Raw genomic sequence first — 22703 nt, 5'->3', positions numbered from 1 at the left:
ATTATAGGTCTCTCCCCCAAAATAAAAAAACAATTTGCGTATTAAAAACGCATATTTTATATTTGCGTATAATTAACGCAAAACAGAAATAAAAACAGGAGTAATTATAACCAAAGGCACAGGATGATATTGCCGACCTGGCCTGGTTTAAACTTACCGACCTGCCATTGATGATAAAAGATGGCTCCATAAGCGAAGAACACATTGAATTGTTTAATTTCATCACCGGCAAATACCTTAAAAATTAAAGCCATGAAAAAGGAAAATCTGATCCTCTTAGCCGACGCATATAAATACGCCCACCATAAATTTTACTACCCCGGCACCACCAATATTTACAGTTACCTGGAAAGCCGCGGGGGCATGTTCAACGAAACCGTTTTCTTCGGGCTGCAATATTTTTTGAAGGAATACCTGCAGGGCCCGGCCTTTAACCAGGTTGACCTGGATGAGGCCGACGAATTTCTGAAACAGGTTTTTGGCCGCGATGATGTGTTTGATTGCAGCAAATTTCAGTACATACTGGATAAATATAACGGTCACCTGCCGGTTCGCATTAAAGCTGTGGCCGAAGGCAGCAGCGTCCCCACAGGCAACGTGCTTATGACTATTGAAAATACGGACCCGGAATGTTACTGGCTCACCAACTTCCTCGAAACCTTGCTGATGCAGGTTTGGTACCCTTGCACCGTAGCTACGCTTAGCCACGAGGTTAAAAAAGTAGTTACCCAATACTACGAGGAAACCGCCACACCCGAAGCTTTCGGCGGGATTGGTTTTGTGCTGAATGACTTCGGTTTCCGCGGGGTGAGCAGCGTGGAAAGTGCCAAAATTGGTGGCGCGGCTCACCTGCTCAGCTTTGCAGGCAGCGATAACCTGGCCGGCTCTGGTATGGCCATTAAATATTACCACGCGGAAAAGGTTTACGGCCTCAGCATTCCGGCTACCGAGCACAGCATTTGTACCCTGCTTGGGCAACAAGGCGAACTGGAAGTATTTAAACATGTGCTGCGCAGCTTCCCTACCGGCGTTATTGCCTGTGTAAGCGATAGTTACAATATTTTCCGCGCCTGCAGCGAGTACTGGGGTGAGGACTTGAAACAGGAGATCCTAAAACGCGATGGTACACTGGTGATCCGCCCGGATAGCGGCGACCCGGTCATGACCTTATTGGAGATCTTTAACATCCTGTTCGATAAGTTCGGCTTTACCACCAATGCCAAGGGCTATAAAGCGCTGCCTCCGCAGGTTAGGGTGATCCAGGGCGATGGGGTTAATTATACCGAGATAGGCGTGATTTACAAAGCCCTTAAAGAAAACGGGATCAGTGCTGAAAACCTGGTGCTGGGCATGGGCGGCGCGTTACTGCAAAAGGTTGACCGTGATACGCAGAAGTTCGCCCTGAAATGCAGCAGCGCCGTGATTGATGGCAAAGAGGTAGCCGTTGAGAAAAGTCCGGCCGAAATGGACGCCAATGGCAACATCACCACCAGCTTTAAAAAGAGCAAAGGCGGCAGGCTCAAACTGGTAAAAACTGCCGAAGGCTACAAAACCATTCAGCAGGATGAGCAACCCGAACTGGCCGACCAGCTGCAAACCGTTTTTGAGAACGGCCATATCATGAAAGATTTTACCTTTGAACAGGTGATAGATACCTTGCAACACCAATAAACCGCATAAACAAAAAAGCTTTATGCTTAGGCCTTCTGCTTTAAGCTCTTATATAATGAAGAAACTACTTTTTGCCATAACCGGATATGAATACCTTGCCGAAAAAGTGCTTGCCCTTGGCCATTGCGAACGCGGCGAAATTGAAGTAAGCCACTTTACCGATGGCGAGCGCTACCAGCGTATCCTATCCAATGTGGAAGGTCGCGAAGTGCTGCTGATTGGTGGTACCGTGAACGACAGCGCCACACTTGAATTATATGACCTTGCTTCGTCGCTGGTGAGTTATGGTGCCGATTCGCTTACGCTGGTGATCCCCTATTTCGGTTACAGCACCATGGAACGCGCCGTTAAACCCGGCGAAATCGTGACCGCCAAAACCCGCGCCCGCCTAATTTCGGCCATACCCAAATCAAATCGGGGCAATAAGGTCATGCTGTTCGACCTCCATAGCGAGGGTATCCAGTACTACTTTGAGCAGGACCTGTATCCCGTACACGTGTATTGCAAAGATATTGTAATTGAGGCAGCCACCCGATATGGAGGTGATAGCTTTGTAATAGCCAGCACCGATGCCGGCCGCGCCAAATGGGTGGAATCATTAGCTAACGACATGGGCGTAAATGCGGCCTTTATCCTCAAACGCCGCCTCAAAGGCGACCATACCGAAGTAAGTGCCATCAACGCCGACGTAGCCGGAAAAACGGTCATAATTTATGACGACATGATCCGCTCAGGCGGCAGCATCGTAAACGCCGCACTCACTTATAAAAACGCCGGTGCCGGTGATATCTATGTGATCACTACACATGGCTTATTTGTTAACGATGGTATTGGCAAGTTAAAAGCTTGCGGGGCTATTAAAAAGCTAATCTGTACCGATACGCATGTGAATTGTAAAGATTTGGAAGGGGATGATTTTGTGGAGGTGAGGACTGTGGCGGGGTTGATTTGTGGTTAGGTTTAAAAGCTGGATATCCTTTGTAATACATGGTTTATACCTTTCATGCGCCACAGGGATAGACTTTCGGCAAATTGTTAAATGTCAAAGACTGCTTATTGTATCAGGAAAGTATACAGCGCGCTTTTTTTGTTAAGATTATTGAATCCACTAAATAATTATTTGTATTTTTTTATACAATCTCTTTATTTTATATATTACGATAATGATTTTAATATCTTAAAAGTATTTTGATGAACGACACATTATTGGATAGAGTTTTCATAAGTTACAGTCATGAAGATGAAGAATTGCTAAAAAGTTTGAAAAGACATTTTTCCGCGCTAAAAAACAAAGTTGAATTTTGGGACGATTCTAAAATATTTGCAGGAATGAAATGGAAGGAAGAAATAGAAACAGCGCTTAGCCAAGCCAGAATAGCAATTCTTCTTATAAGTCCAGACTTTTTAAATTCCAACTTTATAATGGAAAAGGAATTACCTTATTTATTAAATGCAGAAAAAAGGGGAGTTACAATACTAAGTGTTATTTTAAAACCTTGTCTTTTCGACTTCTACCCACAACTCTCGCAATTTCAAGCTGTAAATAGTCCCTCAAAAACTATAATTCAAATGAGCGATTTCGAAAGGGAGAAGGTGTGGACTAATTTAATTATTAGGATAAATGAACTCATCAAATAATCAATCTTCCTATTTAAATAAAATAAATCAGGTATTGCTAAATCAAGGCGAAACCATCGATCTAAGTACACAAAATCTTATAGAAGTTCCCGATGAGTTGCTGAAAATTAGATTTATCAAACGACTAAATCTCAGTGGCAACCCTCTCGAAAAGCTTCCAGATTGGTTATGTGAATTTGAAAATCTTGAGTTATTAGATTTAAAGGACTGTCGATTAAAAACTCTCTTTCCTGAAATAAGCAAATTAAAAAATCTTCGAGTTCTATATTTATCAAGAAATGATTTAACCGAACTTCCTGTCGGAATATCAGATTTAGATAATTTAAATTTGTTGTTTGCAAAAAGCAATAAAATTACACATCTGCCAAATTGGGCTTTCAATATACAAACAGTAGATTATGATGGCAATCCAGTCGTAGATCCTCCGTTAGAGATTTATAATCGGGGCTCCGAAGCTATTTTAAATTACATAAGGGAAAAAGCAAAAGGAACAAAAAAAATCTATGAGGCTAAGCTATTAATTGTTGGGGAACCGGGTGCAGGCAAAACTTCATTAATGAGAAAGCTTATAAATGAAAAGTATCAACTTAACCCATCTGAAACATCTACTCTTGGTATCGAAATTCAACCTTATTTTTTCAAATCTGGGAACAACAATTTCAGGATAAATATTTGGGATTTTGGCGGCCAAGAAATCTATCATTCTACGCACCAATTTTTTCTAACAAAACGTTCTTTATATATCTTACTTGCGGATAATCGCGCAGAGGACACTGACTTTAACTATTGGCTACAAACGGTTGAATTACTTAGCGAAAATAGCCCATTATTGATTACATTGAATGAAAAACAGAACAGAAAGAAAGACATAAATATTTTGGGGATGAGGGAGCGTTTTAGCACCTTACATCGGGCATTCTCTTTCAATTTGGCGACAGATGTTCAAAACTTAAAGAAACTAAAAGAACATATCGAGCTTGAGGTGCGCGGACTATCTCATATGGGAGATGAGTTACCTAAAAGCTGGGTAGAAATACGAGAAAAATTAGAAAAAAAATCAAAAAACAAACCGTTTATTTCGGATACAGAATATTTTGAAATCTGCAAATCAATAGGGGGATATGATATTAAACAAGCTCAACTGCTCAGCGAATATTTTCATGATATCGGAATATTTTTGCATTTTCAAGACAACCCTGTTTTAAAGCGATGGGTTATTTTAAAACCAGATTGGGGAACGCAAGCGGTATATAAAATCTTAGACGACGATATTGTTATTAACAGCAACGGTTTCTTTACGAAACACGACATCCAACGATTATGGAATAATGAATTTTATAAGTCAATGCATGATGAGCTACTTGCACTGATGACAAAATTTGAACTTTGCTATTCTATAGAAGAAAAAAAATCAAGTTATATAGTACCTGAGTTATTACAAAGAAATCGTCCATTATATAAGTGGGATAAAGAAAAAAACTTAACTATAAAATATGAATATGAGTTTATGCCCAAGGGCATAATTACAAGATTCATTGTAAGAGTTCAAGAATATATCGAAAACCAAGAATTAGTTTGGAGAGAAGGTGTAATACTAAAAAGAGGTGACAATGCTCGCGCAGAGATAACTCAAACCTATGGAAAGAAAGAGTTTTTAATAAAAATTTATGGTTATGAAAAAAAGGAATTTCTTACAATTATCCTTTATCACATCGATAAAATAAATAATAGTTTTAAAAACATTAAAGTAAAAAAATTAGTCCCATGTATTTGTAGTGAGTGCTTCGAAAATCCAAAGCCTTACTACTACGAATATGAATACCTGAAACGTCTTCAATCTAAAAATATAAACATCGATAGATGTAACAATAGCTTAGAAGAAATCAAAGTAAATGCTCTACTCGACAACACTTTTGGCAAAGATTCCGGTAATAGCAAGAGTAAAACCCGTGTTTATATATCCTATTCGACCGAAGATAATCTTATTAAACAAAGGTTTTATAAACACTTTTTACCTTTAATCAAGGAGTATGGTTTAATAGTATGGGATCAAAGTAAAATAACTGCTGGAAACAACGAAAAACGCGAAAGAAACGAAAATCTTTCAACGGCGGACATATTTATCTGCTTAATCACTCCTAATTATCATACTAATGAAGTAATATCTGTAGACGAAATAGAAAAAATCATTGAGAAAGCGGTATCTGGAAATAGTTTAATCATTCCAATAATGATGCAAAATACATATAATGATTCATCTCCTTTTGCTGACTATATGCCGATATCCTATAATAGGCAACCTATTTACAATAACAAAAACATAGATGAAGCGTTGGTTGATGTGATATACCAAATAAAAGATTCAATAATACAATTTAATAAAAAAAGAAAGGAAATGATGGAAAACAACTAATTTCTTAGCTTTCCCTCAGCTGCCGCAAGCGTCCTCGCTTGTGGCCCGCGTTCAGGTCTTCAACATGAAAGGTCGCTCGCATAGCTTAGCATGATTTCCACAAGCGAGGACGTTTGCGGTAGCGTTCAGTTTTATAAACTAATCTATCTCTATCTTAACCAAGCCTTTAATACCAGCATAATCCCGGGCACTACTGTATAAATACTCATAATCATTTTCGACAAAACCAGCAACTACAGGATTATTGTGTGTATAATCTATTTTTTGCTGTATTACGTGATTACTCCAAAGCTCAACAGGTTGGTTATGTTGTTGCCAAAATTGATTTTTCGTATTGTTTGAATTTGCTGCACCTGCTTTTTTAAATGAATTTAAAAGCCATTCACGTCTGCTTTCTTGTATATTTTCATCTATCAACTTAATAAGTTTCCTCGATGTTACAGACTTAAAACCGCCTATCAATTCCTCAGGTTTGATCGGTTCAGATCGAAATACTAAATGAACATGGCTTGGCATAATACACCAGGCATATATTTCCATTCCCTTTTCACGCACGCAAAAATTCAGATTATCTACCAAACAGTCAAAGTACAATCGTCGCACAAACACATCTATCCAAAATACTGTGGCAAAACTCACAAAGTACATGCCTTCCGGGTTGTGAAATTTATAATTACGGCTCATGTTTTAAAAATACATCTTACCCGCCTGGTTACAAATAGCTTTAAAGCCACAAGCCGGGAGGCTTGCGGCAGCGTTGGCGGGAGCGTTGAAGCCAATTGAATCTCCAACAAGTCGAAGTTTAGCAGTTGCATAACTCCAACCAGGGCAAAGAAAACATTGTTAGTTTACCACTTCTTAAACGGCAGGAACTTGCCCTCCATAATCACCTTAACGCGGTCGCCGGCAGGGCTTTCAACCTTGCTGATATCCATGGTAAAATCAATGGCGCTCATGATGCCGTCGCCAAACTGTTCGTTGATGATGGCTTTAAGGGTTGTGCCGTAAACCAACAGCATTTCATAAAAACGGTATTGGGTAGGGTCTTTAGGCGGCATTTCATCTAAGGAACCTCTATCGGGGATCTCCTGCAGGGAGGTTACAAGTTCTGCATCCAGATCAAGCAGTTCGCCGATCTTTTCGGCTTCGTGTTTTTCCATTACAGCCTGCCCGTGCAACGCAAGGGTTGTCCAAACTAAGCTTCTGCTGATGGCATTGGCCAATTCCTGGTATTTAACCTGCTTGTTTTTGATCTGCCTGATGATGATTTGAGTTGCGGTTGTCCTGTTCATTTTGTTTTTCTTTTTTAAATACAAAATTAACAGGCAACCTACTATGAACCATGGCGCTTCTCGGACAAGTAATGGTATTAATCAATGATTTTGATAGTTTGTAATGCTATCCCAAATTGGCGCGAATATGCAGCGCAGGGCAAAAGCGTAGCGTACTCGTGACTTTTTAATGTAAGTTTTACTGAATCGCTTTAAACAGCTTATCAGAAACTGCAAATTACTTTAACACCCGGAATACACCTAAAACCCGCATCCTGTGCATATACCTGTTGATTTATAGCTTGGGGAGTTACCCTGAATGACAGATTACTATCAACTGAATAAGAATGCAGGAACTTCGCATCAATGTACGCATCAATTGCCTGGATGCCCCAAACTGCCAGAAAACCCATTATACTCAAATCCCTGTTTCTTCTCGAATTTTCCCGGATATCGCTTAACCGGGCATCCGAAACCTGATAATCCCTGAAAAGAATATATTGATTGTAATAGGGGGCGCCAGGACCTGGCGGATCACCCTGACGATATCGCGATATAGTGAGATATTCATTGTATTGATGTTGGTTATATATTATTGCCGAGGCCAGGAGTCCCAGGCCACCATAAATCAACGGCACTTTCCACCATCTGCGGTTATAGACCTGTCCATAACCTGGAATCATTAAGGAACGCATAACTGCCTTGTGCGGAATATGGGAACTATCCGGATGATATATTCTCTCTCGTGACTGATCAATTTTGGGTGCAAAAGAAGCAGATAATGATCGGCGTGGCCATTGTTTTTTTGATGTATCGGTTATGCCGGTTTCTATCCTATCTAAGGTTTGAGCGTTGATGATAGATGATAAAAAGCTCATCAAGAAAAGAATTAGCAAAAATTTCAGCATGGATGATTTGTGACTTGAAGTAAGGTTCAGATTTGTAACTAAGCTTAGTAACGATTTAATTATAACTTATGATATTACTTTTTATTATTTCTTTTAAAATGGTAAAAAGCATCTGAAACATGGCTGTCGCAGTGATTGGTTAAACGCCCTTGGCTGGTGCTCATGTGTCGCACATTCTCAACACTAACTGTCTTATAATTCATGGCGGTTACATGCACAATTTCTACCTTTATAAATACCATGCTAATCCACAAAGAAGTCAGAGATCGCGAACTCTACGTATACATGAACGGCAAACTCATCTACAAAAGATGGCTTGATACAGGGGCATCAAAAGTATTTGATGTTATGGCTTATGATAAATATACTCTTGCGAGTATCAGGGAAATAAAGCAGGAAGAACACCAACTAATTTCTGTTAAAGCTTTAATAAAGCTAAAAGCAACCAAAGATGGCGGAAGACGAACAGGGATATTAAGCGGATACCGGCCCAATCACGTTTTTGAATATGACAAAGATGGCAACAGGTTTGAAACATACATCGGGGACATTAGGTGGGATGATCGGTTTACAATTGAGCCCGGTGAAGAAAAAGCAGTAACTGTAAGATTCCTTTTAGGTTGGAAAATAGAGCGCTACTTAAATATCGGCAGAAAATGGTGGATACACGAAGGGCCAAGATGCGTTGGAGAAGCGGAATTGATTGAATTTTTATAAAATTAATCATAGCATACGCTGCCTTTAGTTGGTGCACGCGTGCCGCCCCCGCTGGCGCTTGCGGCAGCGTCGGAGTTTATAGGCTAATCCCCCGTCATCTCGAAATACTAAAACTACCGCTTATCTCCACCACCTCATCGGGCGCCGAATTTTATAAGCTAATCACCTACAGGCGCAAACGTAACCTACATCAACAACACTTTCCAGGCATCCATTACCCGGCCGTTATCTAACAATTGTTTGGCTTTTAAATGCAGGTGCAGGGTGCGGGTGTCATTGGTGGCAGCATCAACCAGTTCTTTCATTTCATCGGTTTTGCTAAAAGCGTTTACCTCCTCATCGGATGGCAGCGTTTCAACAAGCCCCAATACCCCCAGATCATTCCCGGTTAATACTTTGGAGTATTTAACCTCTATTGGAAATGCATCTACACCGATACCTATGCCGGCGCTACCTGTTGGTTTGGAAATTTTAAATAAATTATCGCCGGTTACCCTGCAATACCAATCGCCGCCTAAACGGGCCACCAGATCTATTTTATGCGGGTCTATTTTATCATGAGCATCCAAAATAGCTTCGCTGATATGGATCCGTTTCACCTCGGCAATAACCAAATTACCCGCGCCCCCGTTTTTTCCTAACGATATCACATCATTCACTGCACATTCCAATTGAACGGTCGACTCCGCTACCCTCGGTGGCTTTACCGTATCCGAAGCCAGTTCAGTAAAGCCCGCTTTCGCAAATTCGTTTACTCCTTTTTTGTAATCCATACTGGTTAAATAGGTCTGTTGCACCATATCGTAGCTCACAATATTGATCACACATTCAGGCACTTCCAAAACGTTTTCGAGCGTGTGCTTAGTGGTGTTATCCCGCGCCCTGCTTGTGGGTGAAAAAACACATATTGGCGGATTGATACTAAAAACATTAAAAAAGCTAAACGGACTTAAGTTAACCTCGCCGCTTTTGTTGATGGTGGATACAAAGCATATTGGCCGGGGTGCAATGGCATAGTGCAGATAAACCTGCATTTCGGCCGGTGTTAACGATGCTGCATCAATAGTTCTTAACTTCATTCAAGTTTTATTTAAGCTTAATCAGCCTAACAGCTATTTTCTTTGATCCGGTACCGGCCATTTACGAGGAGTCGGGCGCTCCGTTTACTTAACACCGGCCTGGCCATCCGGCGAACGCCTCCATCTGAAATAAGCATCCAATACTTTCAGCGACGCAAGGCCCGGAACAGGGCCGGTATGCGCCGTTTGGGAAAAGTACATTACTGCCGGGCGACCGGGGCTGTAGGCCGGCCATTCGGGCTTTCCGGCACCATTGGGGTCGCCATACTTTGCAAAGTTTGTCCAGTAAGTACTCATCGCATCCGAAATATCCAGGTCTGCTTTAGCCTGCGCACCTGAGGAATTAAGCAGGCCAAATACGTAAGCCACTTCCTGTGCATGCGGCGATCCATAACCCGCCTGCGGGGAACCTGCCGGATACTCGGGGTGTTGATCAAAATAATAATAAAAAACCTTGGATTTGCCCCTTTTTGCCTGTAATGTAGCCCAGCTCCAGGTATGCCAGCCAAACGCTGCATCACATGTTAAGTCGCGCGCGGTTTTTGCTACCGTACCGGTGCCGGGCGGATAAGCCTTGATAAGTTTATCGGCGAATTTTCCATAGCGGTTTTTTACGGCGGCAATATAGTCATCCGTAGTTTTGGGCGGCGAAAAACTGGCCCCTTCATCAGAGTTGTAGCCTACCAGTATAGGTATGTCGTTGTACTTCCCGGCTTCGTAGAGCCTGTACTGATCATCGGGAATCACCCAGCCATCAACAATGGGCCATGCAAGCCCGCGTACGGCAGGGAGCTTATCAGCATCAACTTTTCGCAAACTGTCAATTGACGGGTAACCGGCACCTTTAGCATATGCTTCGCCGGCAGCCTCGGCATCATGCAGCTTTTTCATATTTTCGCCCGGAAAGGTTGTGGTACGCGTTGGGCCGAATGAGCCACCACTTTCGGAAATGGCCCCGCGAAACAGTCCTTTAGCCAGTGGACTTGCACATAACATACTAACCGCGATGCCTCCCGCCGACTCGCCAAAAATAGTTACCTTGCCAGGATCGCCCCCAAAGGCCGCGATATTTTGTTTAATCCACTTAAGTGCTGCTATCATATCAAGAAGGCCGTAGTTACCGGATACGCGATTGGGACTTTCGGCACTTAATTCAGGATGCGCCAAAAATCCAAGCTGGCCCACGCGATAGGCGATGCTTACCAGCACCACATTTTTTTTTGCCAGGTTGGCGCCGTTATAAGCCGGTTCGGCAGTGCCGCCGGCATTGAAAGCACCGCCGTAAATCCATACAAGGACCGGAATTTTGCTATCGGGTGATTTAGCAGGCGTCCAAACGTTCAGATACAAGCAATCTTCACTTTTTCCCGACACGGGGTTACCTCCCTGCATGGGTTCAGGGGCAAATTTGTCGGCCAGGCGCACACCATCCCATTTTGCGGCGGGCTGCGGAGGGCACCAGCGCAATTTGCCAACCGGAGGAGCAGCAAATGGAATGCCTTTATAAACTGTGAGGCTATTTTCAAAAGTACCCTGCAGCAGCCCTTCATTTACCTTAACGGGAGCCGGTTGTGCATTGGCAGCTACCACAGTAAGCACTGAAGCAAGTATAAAAATTAAACGTCTCATAAAATTGCGATTGGTTGTTCAAAACTACCATTAAACCGCTAAATCGCAACTGTGAAAACAAGTATTTTACCGTGCTGGCGCGCGTTTCGCGGGTATCTCTAAAACTAATATCAGTAAAGCACATGCAGCATATGTACACCGGCAATAAAGTGACTCAAGCCTCGGGGCTGACGAAGCTTCGCTTCGTCATATACACAGAAAAGTACAAAGCTAATCTTCCCGGCTTTAAGCAATGGTGGCAGTACTTTGTCACCATCAAGATTCCGTCAACCAGCCTTATCAAAAAACATTAAAAAAAGTATAAAAATAAACTCAAAAACAAGCCCCCTGTTTGGATTAAAGGTGAAACACTAAACAAATACGCCAAAAAGTTTTAAATACTGATTATCAATAATTTAACTATGTTTCATACAAAAGCACAAACCACTGATTATCAATGAATAACATTTTTAACCCGTTCCGTTATTTTACACTTAAAAAATGGAACACATGGATTTTAAAAAAAAGAAGCACCGGCCTTTTTTCATTTTTTTTTTCGGGAATCAAAAAATTGGGACAGCCCATTTGTTACAATGCTCCCGGCCATAAATGCGCTTGCGCATTATTTGAGAAACGAAAAAGGGGCAGCAACCTGCACCAGGCGCTGCCCCTTTTTTGTATAAGCAAACCATTTAATACAGACGATTAATCTGCCCGGCTCTGCCCGCTCCCGAATATCATCCTTAGTGCCTGGTCGCGTGTTAAAAAGGCTACCGCCCAGTTATACAAAGTTTTAATTTTATTATTATAATTCACTAACGACATCAGGTGGATAAATAGCCATACGAATAAAGCTGCAATACCACTAAGGTGTACCTTGTGCTTAAACAGGTCGACCACGGCATTATGCCGTCCAACAATGGCCATATCTCCCCTGTCGAAATATTTAAATGGTTTTATGGCTTTGCCTTTTGCCATGGCTATAAAGTTCTTAGCCGTATTGCGTCCCATTTGTATGGCAACCTGTGCCAGTTGCGGGTGCCCTTTGGGATAAACCGGGTCGGTTATTTGCACACTGATATCGCCTATGGCATATACATCTTCAAGGTCTTTAACCCGGTTATATTCATCAGTGATCATGCGGCGGCCTATGCCTAAACTACTCGCAGGGATACCCTCAAAAGTATTGGCAATAATACCGGCAGCCCAGATCAGGGTTTTGGCTTCAAGCGTTTCACCATCGGCAAAGGTTATCACACCATTATTAAAATCGTTTACATGGGCATTTAATTTAACTTCGACACCCAACTCAATCAGCGCCTGGCGGGTTTCCTTGTGGGTTTTATCGCTCATCGGAGCAAGCAAATCAGGACCGCCATCAACTATGTAAATTTTACCTTTTGCATTCATTAGCTCGGGGTAATCCTTTTTCAGGATATAGTTTTTCATCTCGGCAAGCATACCAGCTACTTCAACACCAGTTGGACCGCCCCCGGCAACTACTATGATTAAAAGCTTTTGACGCTCTATCGGATCGGTAGTAATGGCTGCCTTTTCCATTGTTTTAATAAGGCTGTTACGCATTCGGAGCGCGTCGTCAATTTCTTTAAGGGAAATGGCATTTTGTTTGATACTCTCAATCCCGTAAAAATTTGTACTTGCACCAGCCGCGAAAACGAGGTAGTCATAAGATAGCTCGCCATTGCTTAAATAAACAATCTTTGCCGCAGGATCAACCTTAACCACGCCTGCCATACGGAAGCTCAATCTTTTATCCCTGAAAAGCTTACGGAACGGATAGCTAATACTTGATGGTTCGAGAAAACTGGTTGCCACCTGGTAAAGCAGCGGCGTAAAATAATTGTAGTTATTTTTATCAACCAGGGTAACATCATAATACTTGTTTTTATATAGCTGCTGTGCAATGTTGAGTCCGGCAAAACCACCGCCAACAATTACTATCTTTTTTTTGCTGCTTTGGGGTGTTATACTTGTCATGATACTTAATATTTTATAGGCAGGTAAAGCAGGATCAGGGTCCGATATGAAAATATTCCGGCTTCATTTGCCTCGTTTTTCTACCATAAATTTACTAAAGTTTATGGCAACCGGCCTCATCTTAGTGTAATTATTACACACCTAAAAATCCATTCGGTTTGGCTGCTTTACCTCGCCTATGCAATACAAAATTGCGCAGTAATACCTGATTAAAAATGGCTGAAGCTCTGATGTTTTGGTCTATTTTACGGTTCGGGACAATTAATGATTCCGGTATGACAAATTGCAATCAAAACTGTTAACTCGGGAGGTATTGAAAAATTATCAGAAGTATATAATAAAAAAGAACAGATACCCGACGGCTACTTAACCAGGTATTGAAGATTAGAAATATGAATAGGCGCGGGTTTATATTTTAATGAATAACCCTGGCGTGCTGATAACACCGCTTTAATTTCAGACATAATCGATAAAGCTATCTCTTCGGCCCCCTCTGCGCCTATATCCAAGCCTACCGGGCCATAGATGTTGTTCATTTGTGCTTCGCTGATAGATATGCCTGCATGTTCAACTTCTGCCAGCATACGTTCCAGTTTCTTTTTAGGGCCGAGGATGCCGATATAAGGCAACGATGTAGGTAATAGTTCTTTAAGTAGCGCTATCTCATAGTTATAATTGTGGGTCATCATAACAATAGCCGTACGATCATTGATCTTTATATGTGATAACACCTCAGCCGGTTTGGCAGTTACAACATTTTGAGCAACCGGGAAGCGCTGCTTAATGGCATAATTAGGCCGGCCATCTATCACGGTAATATTCCAGCCCAAAACCGCAGCTATTCGTGTTAAAGAAATTGCGTCGTTACCTGCCCCCACAATCACGAGCGAAATCACAGGTTTAATATGTTCTACAAAAGCAGTATATTCAGTATCAGCCTGGTAAAACCGTATTTCTGATCGCTGTTCTTCCAGTACCCTTTCAGCATCACTTACCAAAGTAACCTGGTATTGCAGGTGCCCGGAATGGCTTATCGCAAGTTTATCTTCGGTAAGGCAAAGGCAAGTGCCAGGCTGTGAGGCTTTTCTGTCTTTAATAGAAAACACGGTTGCAAGTACGGCATGTTGACCATTGCTGACGATATTTTTCAACAGACTAATTGGGTTATTGATATCGCCGGTTATGGGTTCAATAAGGATATGGATAATGCCGTTGCAGCCTAATCCTACGCCCAATTTGGCATCGTCATCGTCGGTAGTATCATAGGTTACCAGTAAAGGTTGTTGCTGCAGGATCACCAGTCGGGCTTTGCGCAGGGCATCGCCTTCCAAACACCCGCCGCTGATGGCGCCGGTAAGCTGCCCGTCCTCAGTAATCAGCATGCGTGCACCGGCCCGGCGATAGGCAGAACCTTCCACCAATACAACAGTAGCCAGGGCAGTTTTTTTACCCAGCGCATGTGCCTCATCATAGGCGGCAACAATATCAATGATCTCTTTCATCAGCAGCTTTACAGCTATATCAGTTTGTCGGGTGTTATAGGCAGTTCCCTTACCCTTCTACCCGTAGCATTATAAATGGCGTTTGCCAAAGCGGGAGCTACCCCTATCAACGAAATTTCGCCAATACCTTTGGTGCCTACCGGATTTAAAACCGGATCGGGCTTATCAATAAATATAGCTTCTATCTGTTGGATATCTGCGTTTACCGGCACGTGGTAATCGGCAAAGTTACCGTTAATGTAGCACCCGTAGCGATCATCAAAAACAGCTTCTTCGGTCATGGCCATGCCAACGCCGCCAACCGCACCGCCAATCATCTGGCTGCTGGCGGTTTTGTGGTTAACTATTTTTCCGGCATCAACACAGGCTACAATCTTTTTGATCTTTACCTGCCCTGTAAGCGGGTGTACATGCACTTTGGCAAAATGTGCCGAAAACGAGTACATGGAATATTTTTGCGCTTCGGGATTGCCTTTTGATTCTTGTGTAAGCTCAACCGACGGCATATTGTTTTGCTTTAACACGGCAACGTAATCAATAGGCTCCATACTATCGGCAGGTTTGCCGGCCATGGTGTACAGCTTCTGTTTCAAAGCCACACACACATCATGCACAGCCGAACCAACAGATGATACCGTTGCCGACCCACCCTGCGTTGGCGCATTAGGAAAAGCCGAATTGCCCAGCTCAAACGTGATCTTATCCGCAGGGATTCCCAAAGTATCAGCAGCTATCAACACCATTGATGTGCCGGTGCCCGGGCCGATATCGCTCGTGGCACTCTGAATGTTCACACTGCCATCGGCCATTAACTTTATTTTGGCCTGTGCATTACCACGATATGCGCCAAACGCACCGCAGCCTATTCCATAGCCCACCAGCCAGTCGCCCTCTTTATTGGCGCCGGGTTGGGCTTTACGATCGGCCCAGCCTATGGCCTCGGCCCCTTTCTGGTAACATTCCTTTAGGTATTTGCTCGACCATGGCCTGTTCCGTTCAGGATCGGTATCGGTATAGTTTCTTAGTCTTAACTCTATGGGATCGAGATTAAGCTTGTAAGATAACTCATCCAGCGCCGATTCAAGTGCGAAAGAACCTGTAGCCTCCCCCGGACCGCGCATAGGCGCAGGTACGCCTACATTTAAAGGCACTACCTTGTAAAGCGTATTTACATTAGGGCTGTTGTATAAAAACTGCGATACATTTACCGCCCCTTCAGTAAATTCTTCATAAACGGCTGTTTGTGAATGTGATTCATGGCTAATACCAATCAGCTTACCATCGGCAGTTGCACCCAGTCCTATTTTTTGGACGGTTAAAGGGCGATAGCCTACCTGCGTAAACATCTGTTCGCGGGTAAGTGTAAGTTTAACCGGACGTTTTACCAGTTTGGCTGCCTGTGCGGCTGCAATTTCATGCGGCCAGGTACGTAACGAAGAGCCGAAAGCTCCACCAACAAACCTCGAATTGATCTGCACATTATCGGGGTTAAGCCCGAACGCCGCAGCAATGGATCGCTGGGAACCTTTTACCCCCTGCGATTTGGTATACAGAGTAACCTTATCATCCCCATCCCAAAAAGCGGTGGTGACGTGCAACTCCATAGGGTTATGTACTTCGGTAGGAAGCAGATATTCCTCCTCAACCATTACCGGGGCATTTTTATAGGCATTTGCCTCACCGCGCACATAATCTTTATAATTACCTTTTTGCGGGGTTACCCCTTTATCTATGTTTTTATGAAAATCAGTTTCAAAAGGCTCCGTATTGTAAGTTGCTTTAACCAGGCTTGCCGCATAGGTAGCACGTTCAAAGGTATCAGCAACTACCAGCGCGATGGGTTGCGCGTTAAAGTAGATCTTATTATCATTAAATAACTTAAGCCCGCGTACCGGCCTTTCGGCTCCGGCCTGATAACCCGGTACTTTTGGCGCATTAAATGGCGTAATGACAGCAAGCACCCCCGGCGCACGCTCGGCAGCCCTGGTATCAAGTGCAGTTACCGTACCAGAAGCAATGGTTGCCGATACCAGCACCCCATAGGTGAGGTTGGGAACTTTATATTCACCGCTGTATTTAGCTCCGCCGGTTACTTTTAACCGGCCATCTACACGGCTTAAGGAATCGCCAATTGCGTCTTTTTTCATGAAGATCAGTATTAAATCTATTAGCTAAATAGTTGTTAATTTATGATGCAAGGCCGGTGGCCAATTTTAAGGATTGTACAATAGCATTAGGTGCAAGCTTTAACTTAAACTTGTTGTACTCATAAGCTTTAGCTCCCTGCATGGCAATTTGCGCTGCATGCTTAAAATTATCTTCATTAACAGCTTTACCTTTTAAAAATGTTTCGGCAGTGGATAAACGCCATGGCTTATGTGCTACCCCACCCATTGCCAACCTTGCGCCTGTAATGGTATTATTTTCGATATGCAAGGCAGCAGCCACCGAAACCAGGGCAAAGGCATATGATGTACGGTCGCGGATTTTTAAATAGTAAACGTGTTTGTTATAAGCAGATGATGCTGTGGGCAGATCAACTGAAGTGATCAGCTCACCTTTTTGCAGGGTATTATCAAGTTCGGGATGGTCGCCTGGCAAGCGGTGAAAATCACCAATCTGAATGGCTCTCGGGCCTTTTACACCCGTTACGTGGATGGTGGCATCCAATGCGGCCAGCGCCACATTCATATCACTGGGGTTAACGGCAATACATTTATCGCTGGCGCCAAAAAGGGCATGCATGCGATTAATCCCCTCCAACGCTCCACAACCGCTTCCGGGTGTACGTTTATTGCAAGGCATGGCAGTATCAAAAAAATAAGGACAGCGGGTGCGCTGCATAAGATTGCCCCCAACGGTAGCCATATTGCGCAGCTGCGGCGAAGCACCGGCATTGATAGCCAGCGCCAGCAACGGGTATTGCGCCTTTATATAAGCGTGCTCAGCAACCTCACTATTGGAGGCTAAAGCGCCGATGTGCATACCTGTGGCCGTTTTTTCTATCTTTTTAAGCGGGAGGCGGTTAATATCAATCAACTTATCCGGTACTACCAATCCCATCTTCATCATATCAACCAAATTGGTTCCGCCTGCCAAAAAGTAACCGTTTGGTTCTTTTGCCAATGATTTAACGGCGACAGCCGTTTCGGCTGGTCGTGTGTATTGAAACTGGTTCATACCATACCTCCTTTAACTTCCTGAATAGCCTTAACAATATTGGGATAAGCGCCGCAACGGCAAATATTACCGCTCATAAACTCCCTGATCTCTGTTTCGGAACCGGCATGGCCTTCTTTAAGCAAAGCCACAGCCGACATGATCTGTCCCGATGTGCAATATCCGCATTGAAAACCATCATGCTTAATAAAAGCCTCCTGCATAGGGTGCAGCTCTTCCTCTTTGGCAAGGCCTTCAATAGTGGTTATCTTTTTACCATCATTTGTTAATGCAAGACTTAGGCATGAGTTAACGCGTACGCTATTTACATGCACCGTACAAGCGCCGCACTGGCCGCGGTCGCAACCCTTTTTGGTACCCGTAAGGTCGAGGTATTCGCGCAGCACTTCCAGCAAGGTCACACGCGGTTCAACCATCAATTCATGTTTTACACCGTTCACCTCCAGGTGCAGGGCTTGCTTTTCAAAAACGCCGGCAAGTTTCTCATCCCATTGGTTTTCGGCCGCTTTAACTACAGTACCCGGTGTTAAGGCAATGGCCGTTAACAGCGATGTTTGCTTAAGAAAATGACGGCGCGTTCCGTTTGAATTGTCTTCGCCGTCGGTTGGAGTGCAGGGCTTTGTTGTAGACATAGGTACAGCGATTTATAATTACACCAAGATAGCACTTTTAATATCAATAACTCCGTAACAAATTTGTTTTGAACAATGAAAAATCCAATTATTCAATCGCTGCGCTTTTAATATTTCTTCTAACAAAAGTTTAGGGCTAACTTTAAGCAAATACTTCACAATGAAAATGATCCCACTTTTTAAATGCCGGGACTTACACCAGGCCGTTGGTTTTTACACTAACGTGCTTGATTTCAGGCTCAAATACCCAGAAGCCACCGCTGACGACGGCGTTATTGACCTAATAAGCGAATTTGGAGAGCTGCAGTTAACAGTATATGAAAGCGACCACTTATTTGGTTCGGTGGTAAATGTTTGGGTTAATGATATGGATAGCCGGTTTACATATTACCTATCCCGCGGGTTGGATACCTCAGTTAAAAAAGAATCACCCGTTCACCAGGGACCAACCGACCAAACCTGGGGAACGCGCGAGTTTTATGTTACGGATACTGACGGCAATACTTTACGGTTTTGCCAGCGGCAACGGTAGATATTTATTGAATTACCCTAATCCCGGCTGGGGCATTAATCACCGATTTCACTTTCCCATCAGCCTGCTTAACATGTTTAATTTTCACAATACCATATGGCGTTGGATAAGTACCTTCGACAAAGCTCAGATCGCCCAAATGGGGTTCAATCTTAATTACCTTACAACCCGGCGCTATTACCTTTACACCCAATACATACTCGGTTAACCACGGTGTTGGCCCTGATGCCCAGCCATGCGAAAGGCTATGCCTGAAACCTTTATAACAATAAGCGCCATAATCACCATGGATATCTTTTTTACCATCGGGCACCAACTCATCTATCCGCGAAGCGTTGGGCAGCCAGTCGATATTAAAATCTTCCCAAAAAGTAGTAGCGCCAAGGTTCAGCATCGGTCCCCAAAAGTTACGGATAGCGTCAATGCCACCCTGGTAGTCGCCGGCTTTGGCTTTGGTCAACAGCATATAATAACCAAAAAACGTTGAGTAATTGTGTACTCCATCTTTAGAAAGAATATCGTTTGCTTTTTCGGCAGGGAGTAAACCCGATAAGCCCAATAAGGCTGCTGCCTGTTTTGAACCGCTGGCATCCGGCACATTATTTTTTAGTTTAGCAACCGCGGCTTCGCATTTTTTGGCGGTGGCCGGATCTTTCAATATTTTGCAGAGCTCGGCACCGGCATTCAGGGTCATCACCAGCATGGCCTGTAAGCCGGCATGAATAGCAGGTTTATTTTCGCTCGATGGCCAGTCTAAAAACCGACCGGCACCGTCCAGCTTTTCGCTGCCGTTTGCATCAACCTGTACAGCGTACTGATCCAGCAACTTTACCAGGTAAGCTTTCTGCTGCTGCAGATATTTCAAATTACCGGTATGCATATACCAATCGCGTTGGATCAGGATCCACCACATGGAATAGGATACCATCCCGTTCATGTAGCCCGGCAAAGGGGTAGTGTTCCGTGCCAGATCAAGGCTCTTTGACACCACCGGATTATCGCCAAATACAGCGGCAATGGTTGATGTTTCGGGATGCATATCACCTACCCAAACCAGCCTATCGCGCTTGATTCCGTCCCAAAGATAATCCTGCATGTTAAGATGGACGGTGTACGCACCGGTAAGCCAGATTTTGTTAAGCAACGTATCACTGCATTTAAATGAGCCGAGGTAAGGGATATCGCGGTAAACAAAAATGGCCCTTGCTTCTTTCAGCTTAAGTTGACTGTTATCATCCACCAAATCTATCCGGACAAAGCGAAAACCGGTGTTACCGATTTCCAGCTTACCCAACCATGGCAGGGATATGATCATATCGCGCATGGCGTGGTCGTTCGTAGCGCCTTTTATGGTGTCGATATTTGACATAGCTTCGCTTGCCGATTCGCCAAAACGAATACGCACCCTCACTGGCTTGCCACTTTTTGATTGATCGGTTACCAATTGCAAACCGCCATGGAGTTCCCTACCAAAATCAAGCAGTAAACCAGGTTTGCCTTTTTCATTACTTTGGAGAATGCACAAGTCATTACCTGAAAGATCGGCCTGTCCATCACCTTGCTTCAGCAGTTTTTCGGCATTGATAATATTGGTAGCCGCATTGGGCGATTTCCAAAGAATGCGGACGGGTGAAAGATATTTCCTCACCGTTTCTGTCGATTGTGCTTCGGCAGATTGCTTAGCATCAAAAACCGGAGGAAGCTTTTGGGCCTGACAGATAAAACAGATGATGGTTAATGTGAGTATGCCGATGATTTTCTTCATGTGAAAATATCTTTTTGTCTGTTTTTAAAATTCGGTTCTTGAGAGGGGGCACAATGAAAAGTGCTGTAGCAAAGGTCTGTTTCGTTTACTTTATTAGTTGCTTGGTTAAGCATCCTCTTTTTCATCGATTCAAGATCTTTACCCCCCTTGTAGATTTACCGGAGACCCAGTACCAAATTATACGGATTTATGGTGAAAGCCAGTAAGTTTATAATTTAAACAATACTAACGCTTTCATCATGATCTGGCATCCTGCACTATCTTTTTTAAAAATATATGATGTCATCGGTGGCATTTAACGCTCTCCGCCGGAGGTCTTACTTCAGGAACAAGTAAAAAATGCACCGAAGGTGTAAAAGATTTGCATGGCAATAGGATTATCATCAACAACTAACTTACCATGAGCAGGCTGAATAATATTGCAGAGATAATTATTTTACTTTTCGCTCATGATCTTCCGTTTGCATCCGGAAGATCATTTGAGCCGAAAAGTGTTATTTAAACGGGGATTTTATCTGAAATGCGACCTCAGCATCCAGGCCATGCCTTCGTGTGTTTCCATCAGGCCGGTAATAAAATCGCTGGTACCTGCATCACTGTACTTGCTAACAAAAGGATCGATATTACCGCGGATAAACTCGATGATGCTTTCATGGTCTTCAAGCAATTCTTTCAAAAAACCAAGGCTATCATTTTTATGATCAAGTTTTTCGGTTAAATGGGTAAGTTGTAATAATTGGGTTAAAGTAGCCGGTGCGTAGTGGCCAATTTTACGGATGCGTTCGGCAACGCTGTCCATTATTTCATCAAGCTCATTGTATTGCTGTTCAAAAAATACATGCATAGAGTGAAAATCAGGACCTTCAATGTTCCAATGTGCATTACGGGTTTTGGTGTACAGTACAAATTCGTCGGCTAATAATTTGGCTAACTGATCTGAAACGGCCTGGCGGTCTGCTTCATTAATTCCGATGTTTGTTTTCATGATATATGTAATTTGTGATTGCTATTTCTTATTATAACTTATTCATATTGGAGCGAATGATTACACATGCTGAACTGTGTTTTTACTGGGCCAATATAACGTAAATGCGGTTACCCCAAAGTAAAAAATAAACGGTGCATGATGATCATGGTATGTGTATGACAAATCCCAACCAATAGATGACAGTACAAGCGTGATAAACACCATCGCCCCGCAGATTATGACTTTCATGATATGTAGTTTTTTTGGAAGTGTCATCATACAATTTAATCAGTAACACATTTACAACTGCATCAAATTAGTAAAGCGGGCAACAACAATCATCAGTGCTCTTTTCAGGTAGAGATCTGTCAGGACAGGATCATTTCAATATGGTCGATACCATCTTCATCATAAATTTCACCATCAATTTTAAAGCCCGACTGTTCATAAAACTTGATAGCGTAGTACTGTGCCCCTATCCGGATAGGCACATCTCCATAGATCTTTTTAGTTTGATCGATAGCGGCCTGGGTTAGTATTTTACCTACACCTGTACCGCGTACTTTTTTGCTGCTAACTATACGCCCAATTGATGCTTCGGCATATGATTTACCCGCGGGTACAATACGGGCATAAGCCACCAGGTCCTGATCATCATCAAACAATAACAGATGGTGGCAAGCGTAGTCTTTATCATCGGTGTCTAAAAACACACAATTTTGTTCAACTACAAATACCTCGCTCCTGAGCTTTAGTAATTGGTACAGTTCGGTAACGGTTAAATCATTAAAAGCTTTGCAAATTTGAGTGTAGTTCATGGTG

Annotated in this window: 21 protein-coding genes; 6 read left to right on the top strand and 15 right to left on the bottom strand. The window is 43.1% G+C overall.

Going from position 1 to position 22703, the window contains the following annotated elements; translation table 11 throughout:
* Positions 1–104: 104 nt before the first annotated feature.
* Positions 105–254, bottom strand: coding sequence for a hypothetical protein (locus ACP26M_RS03480; protein ID WP_426586207.1), 150 nt, complete (start codon positions 252–254; stop codon positions 105–107).
* Here ACP26M_RS03480 and ACP26M_RS03475 point away from each other — a divergent pair.
* The 4 genes from ACP26M_RS03475 to ACP26M_RS03460 all read left to right on the top strand — a co-directional run bounded on the left by ACP26M_RS03475 (position 253) and on the right by ACP26M_RS03460 (position 5722).
* A complete protein-coding gene (locus ACP26M_RS03475; protein ID WP_426586205.1) occupies positions 253–1671 on the top strand; it encodes a nicotinate phosphoribosyltransferase in 1419 nt (472 codons plus the stop codon). The two genes, ACP26M_RS03480 and ACP26M_RS03475, sit on opposite strands and share 2 nt — an antisense overlap.
* A 55-nt stretch (positions 1672–1726) precedes the next feature.
* On the top strand, positions 1727–2629 hold the full coding sequence (locus ACP26M_RS03470; protein WP_426586203.1) for a ribose-phosphate diphosphokinase: 903 nt from the start codon (positions 1727–1729) through the stop codon (positions 2627–2629).
* Between the two features lie 233 nt (positions 2630–2862).
* Complete coding sequence (locus ACP26M_RS03465; RefSeq protein ID WP_426586201.1) at positions 2863–3309, top strand: toll/interleukin-1 receptor domain-containing protein; 447 nt, start codon at positions 2863–2865, stop codon at positions 3307–3309.
* Positions 3293–5722, top strand: coding sequence for a COR domain-containing protein (locus ACP26M_RS03460; protein WP_426586199.1), 2430 nt, complete (start codon positions 3293–3295; stop codon positions 5720–5722). The genes ACP26M_RS03465 and ACP26M_RS03460 overlap by 17 nt, the downstream gene beginning before the upstream one ends.
* A 138-nt stretch (positions 5723–5860) precedes the next feature.
* Here ACP26M_RS03460 and ACP26M_RS03455 read toward each other — a convergent pair whose 3' ends face one another.
* The 3 genes from ACP26M_RS03455 to ACP26M_RS03445 all read right to left on the bottom strand — a co-directional run bounded on the left by ACP26M_RS03455 (position 5861) and on the right by ACP26M_RS03445 (position 7871).
* On the bottom strand, positions 5861–6406 hold the full coding sequence (locus tag ACP26M_RS03455) for an REP-associated tyrosine transposase (protein WP_426586197.1): 546 nt from the start codon (positions 6404–6406) through the stop codon (positions 5861–5863).
* 164 nt (positions 6407–6570) lie between these two features.
* The gene (gene cynS / locus ACP26M_RS03450) at positions 6571–7014 is read right to left on the bottom strand and encodes a cyanase (protein WP_426586195.1); all 444 of its coding nucleotides are present in this window, start codon (positions 7012–7014) and stop codon (positions 6571–6573) included.
* 203 nt (positions 7015–7217) lie between these two features.
* Complete coding sequence (locus ACP26M_RS03445; protein ID WP_426586193.1) at positions 7218–7871, bottom strand: DUF5683 domain-containing protein; 654 nt, start codon at positions 7869–7871, stop codon at positions 7218–7220.
* 315 nt (positions 7872–8186) lie between these two features.
* Here ACP26M_RS03445 and ACP26M_RS03440 point away from each other — a divergent pair, with 315 nt between their 5' ends.
* Positions 8187–8618, top strand: coding sequence for a hypothetical protein (locus ACP26M_RS03440; protein ID WP_426586191.1), 432 nt, complete (start codon positions 8187–8189; stop codon positions 8616–8618).
* 185 nt (positions 8619–8803) lie between these two features.
* Here ACP26M_RS03440 and ACP26M_RS03435 read toward each other — a convergent pair whose 3' ends face one another.
* From ACP26M_RS03435 to ACP26M_RS03405, 7 genes are all read right to left on the bottom strand, one after another.
* The gene (locus ACP26M_RS03435) at positions 8804–9697 is read right to left on the bottom strand and encodes a flavin reductase family protein (protein ID WP_426586189.1); all 894 of its coding nucleotides are present in this window, start codon (positions 9695–9697) and stop codon (positions 8804–8806) included.
* A gap of 84 nt (positions 9698–9781) precedes the next feature.
* Complete coding sequence (locus ACP26M_RS03430) at positions 9782–11326, bottom strand: carboxylesterase/lipase family protein (protein WP_426586187.1); 1545 nt, start codon at positions 11324–11326, stop codon at positions 9782–9784.
* A gap of 684 nt (positions 11327–12010) precedes the next feature.
* Complete coding sequence (locus tag ACP26M_RS03425) at positions 12011–13303, bottom strand: NAD(P)/FAD-dependent oxidoreductase (RefSeq protein ID WP_426586185.1); 1293 nt, start codon at positions 13301–13303, stop codon at positions 12011–12013.
* A gap of 362 nt (positions 13304–13665) precedes the next feature.
* Positions 13666–14805 carry an XdhC family protein gene (locus ACP26M_RS03420; RefSeq protein WP_426586183.1) on the bottom strand — a complete coding sequence of 380 codons (1140 nt, stop codon included), beginning with the start codon at positions 14803–14805 and terminating at the stop codon, positions 13666–13668.
* Positions 14806–14819: 14 nt separating this feature from the next.
* Positions 14820–16952: a xanthine dehydrogenase family protein molybdopterin-binding subunit gene (locus tag ACP26M_RS03415; protein WP_426586181.1), complete on the bottom strand. Its 2133-nt coding sequence runs from the start codon at positions 16950–16952 to the stop codon at positions 14820–14822.
* A 40-nt stretch (positions 16953–16992) separates the two neighbouring features.
* Entirely contained in the window at positions 16993–17985 is a 993-nt protein-coding gene (locus ACP26M_RS03410; protein WP_426586180.1) for an FAD binding domain-containing protein, read from the bottom strand.
* On the bottom strand, positions 17982–18617 hold the full coding sequence (locus ACP26M_RS03405; RefSeq protein WP_426586178.1) for a (2Fe-2S)-binding protein: 636 nt from the start codon (positions 18615–18617) through the stop codon (positions 17982–17984). The genes ACP26M_RS03410 and ACP26M_RS03405 overlap by 4 nt, the downstream gene beginning before the upstream one ends.
* A gap of 160 nt (positions 18618–18777) precedes the next feature.
* On the opposite strand from ACP26M_RS03405, the gene ACP26M_RS03400 reads away from it, so the two are divergent.
* On the top strand, positions 18778–19149 hold the full coding sequence (locus ACP26M_RS03400) for a VOC family protein (protein ID WP_426586176.1): 372 nt from the start codon (positions 18778–18780) through the stop codon (positions 19147–19149).
* A 4-nt stretch (positions 19150–19153) separates the two neighbouring features.
* Here ACP26M_RS03400 and ACP26M_RS03395 read toward each other — a convergent pair whose 3' ends face one another.
* The 4 genes from ACP26M_RS03395 to ACP26M_RS03380 form a co-directional block, all read right to left on the bottom strand.
* Positions 19154–20914 (bottom strand): alpha-L-rhamnosidase, encoded by a 1761-nt coding sequence (locus ACP26M_RS03395; RefSeq protein ID WP_426586174.1) that lies wholly within the window; start codon positions 20912–20914, stop codon positions 19154–19156.
* Between the two features lie 511 nt (positions 20915–21425).
* Entirely contained in the window at positions 21426–21899 is a 474-nt protein-coding gene (locus ACP26M_RS03390) for a Dps family protein (RefSeq protein WP_426586172.1), read from the bottom strand.
* Positions 21900–21959: 60 nt separating this feature from the next.
* Positions 21960–22130 carry a hypothetical protein gene (locus tag ACP26M_RS03385; protein ID WP_426586170.1) on the bottom strand — a complete coding sequence of 57 codons (171 nt, stop codon included), beginning with the start codon at positions 22128–22130 and terminating at the stop codon, positions 21960–21962.
* A 119-nt stretch (positions 22131–22249) separates the two neighbouring features.
* Positions 22250–22699 (bottom strand): GNAT family N-acetyltransferase, encoded by a 450-nt coding sequence (locus tag ACP26M_RS03380; RefSeq protein ID WP_426586168.1) that lies wholly within the window; start codon positions 22697–22699, stop codon positions 22250–22252.
* Positions 22700–22703: the final 4 nt, after the last annotated feature.

Origin of the sequence: Mucilaginibacter sp. R-33, from assembly GCF_049949235.1 — a bacterium.
Classification (GTDB): Bacteria; Bacteroidota; Bacteroidia; order Sphingobacteriales; family Sphingobacteriaceae; genus Mucilaginibacter.
This window is presented reverse-complemented; position numbering and strand designations above follow the sequence as displayed.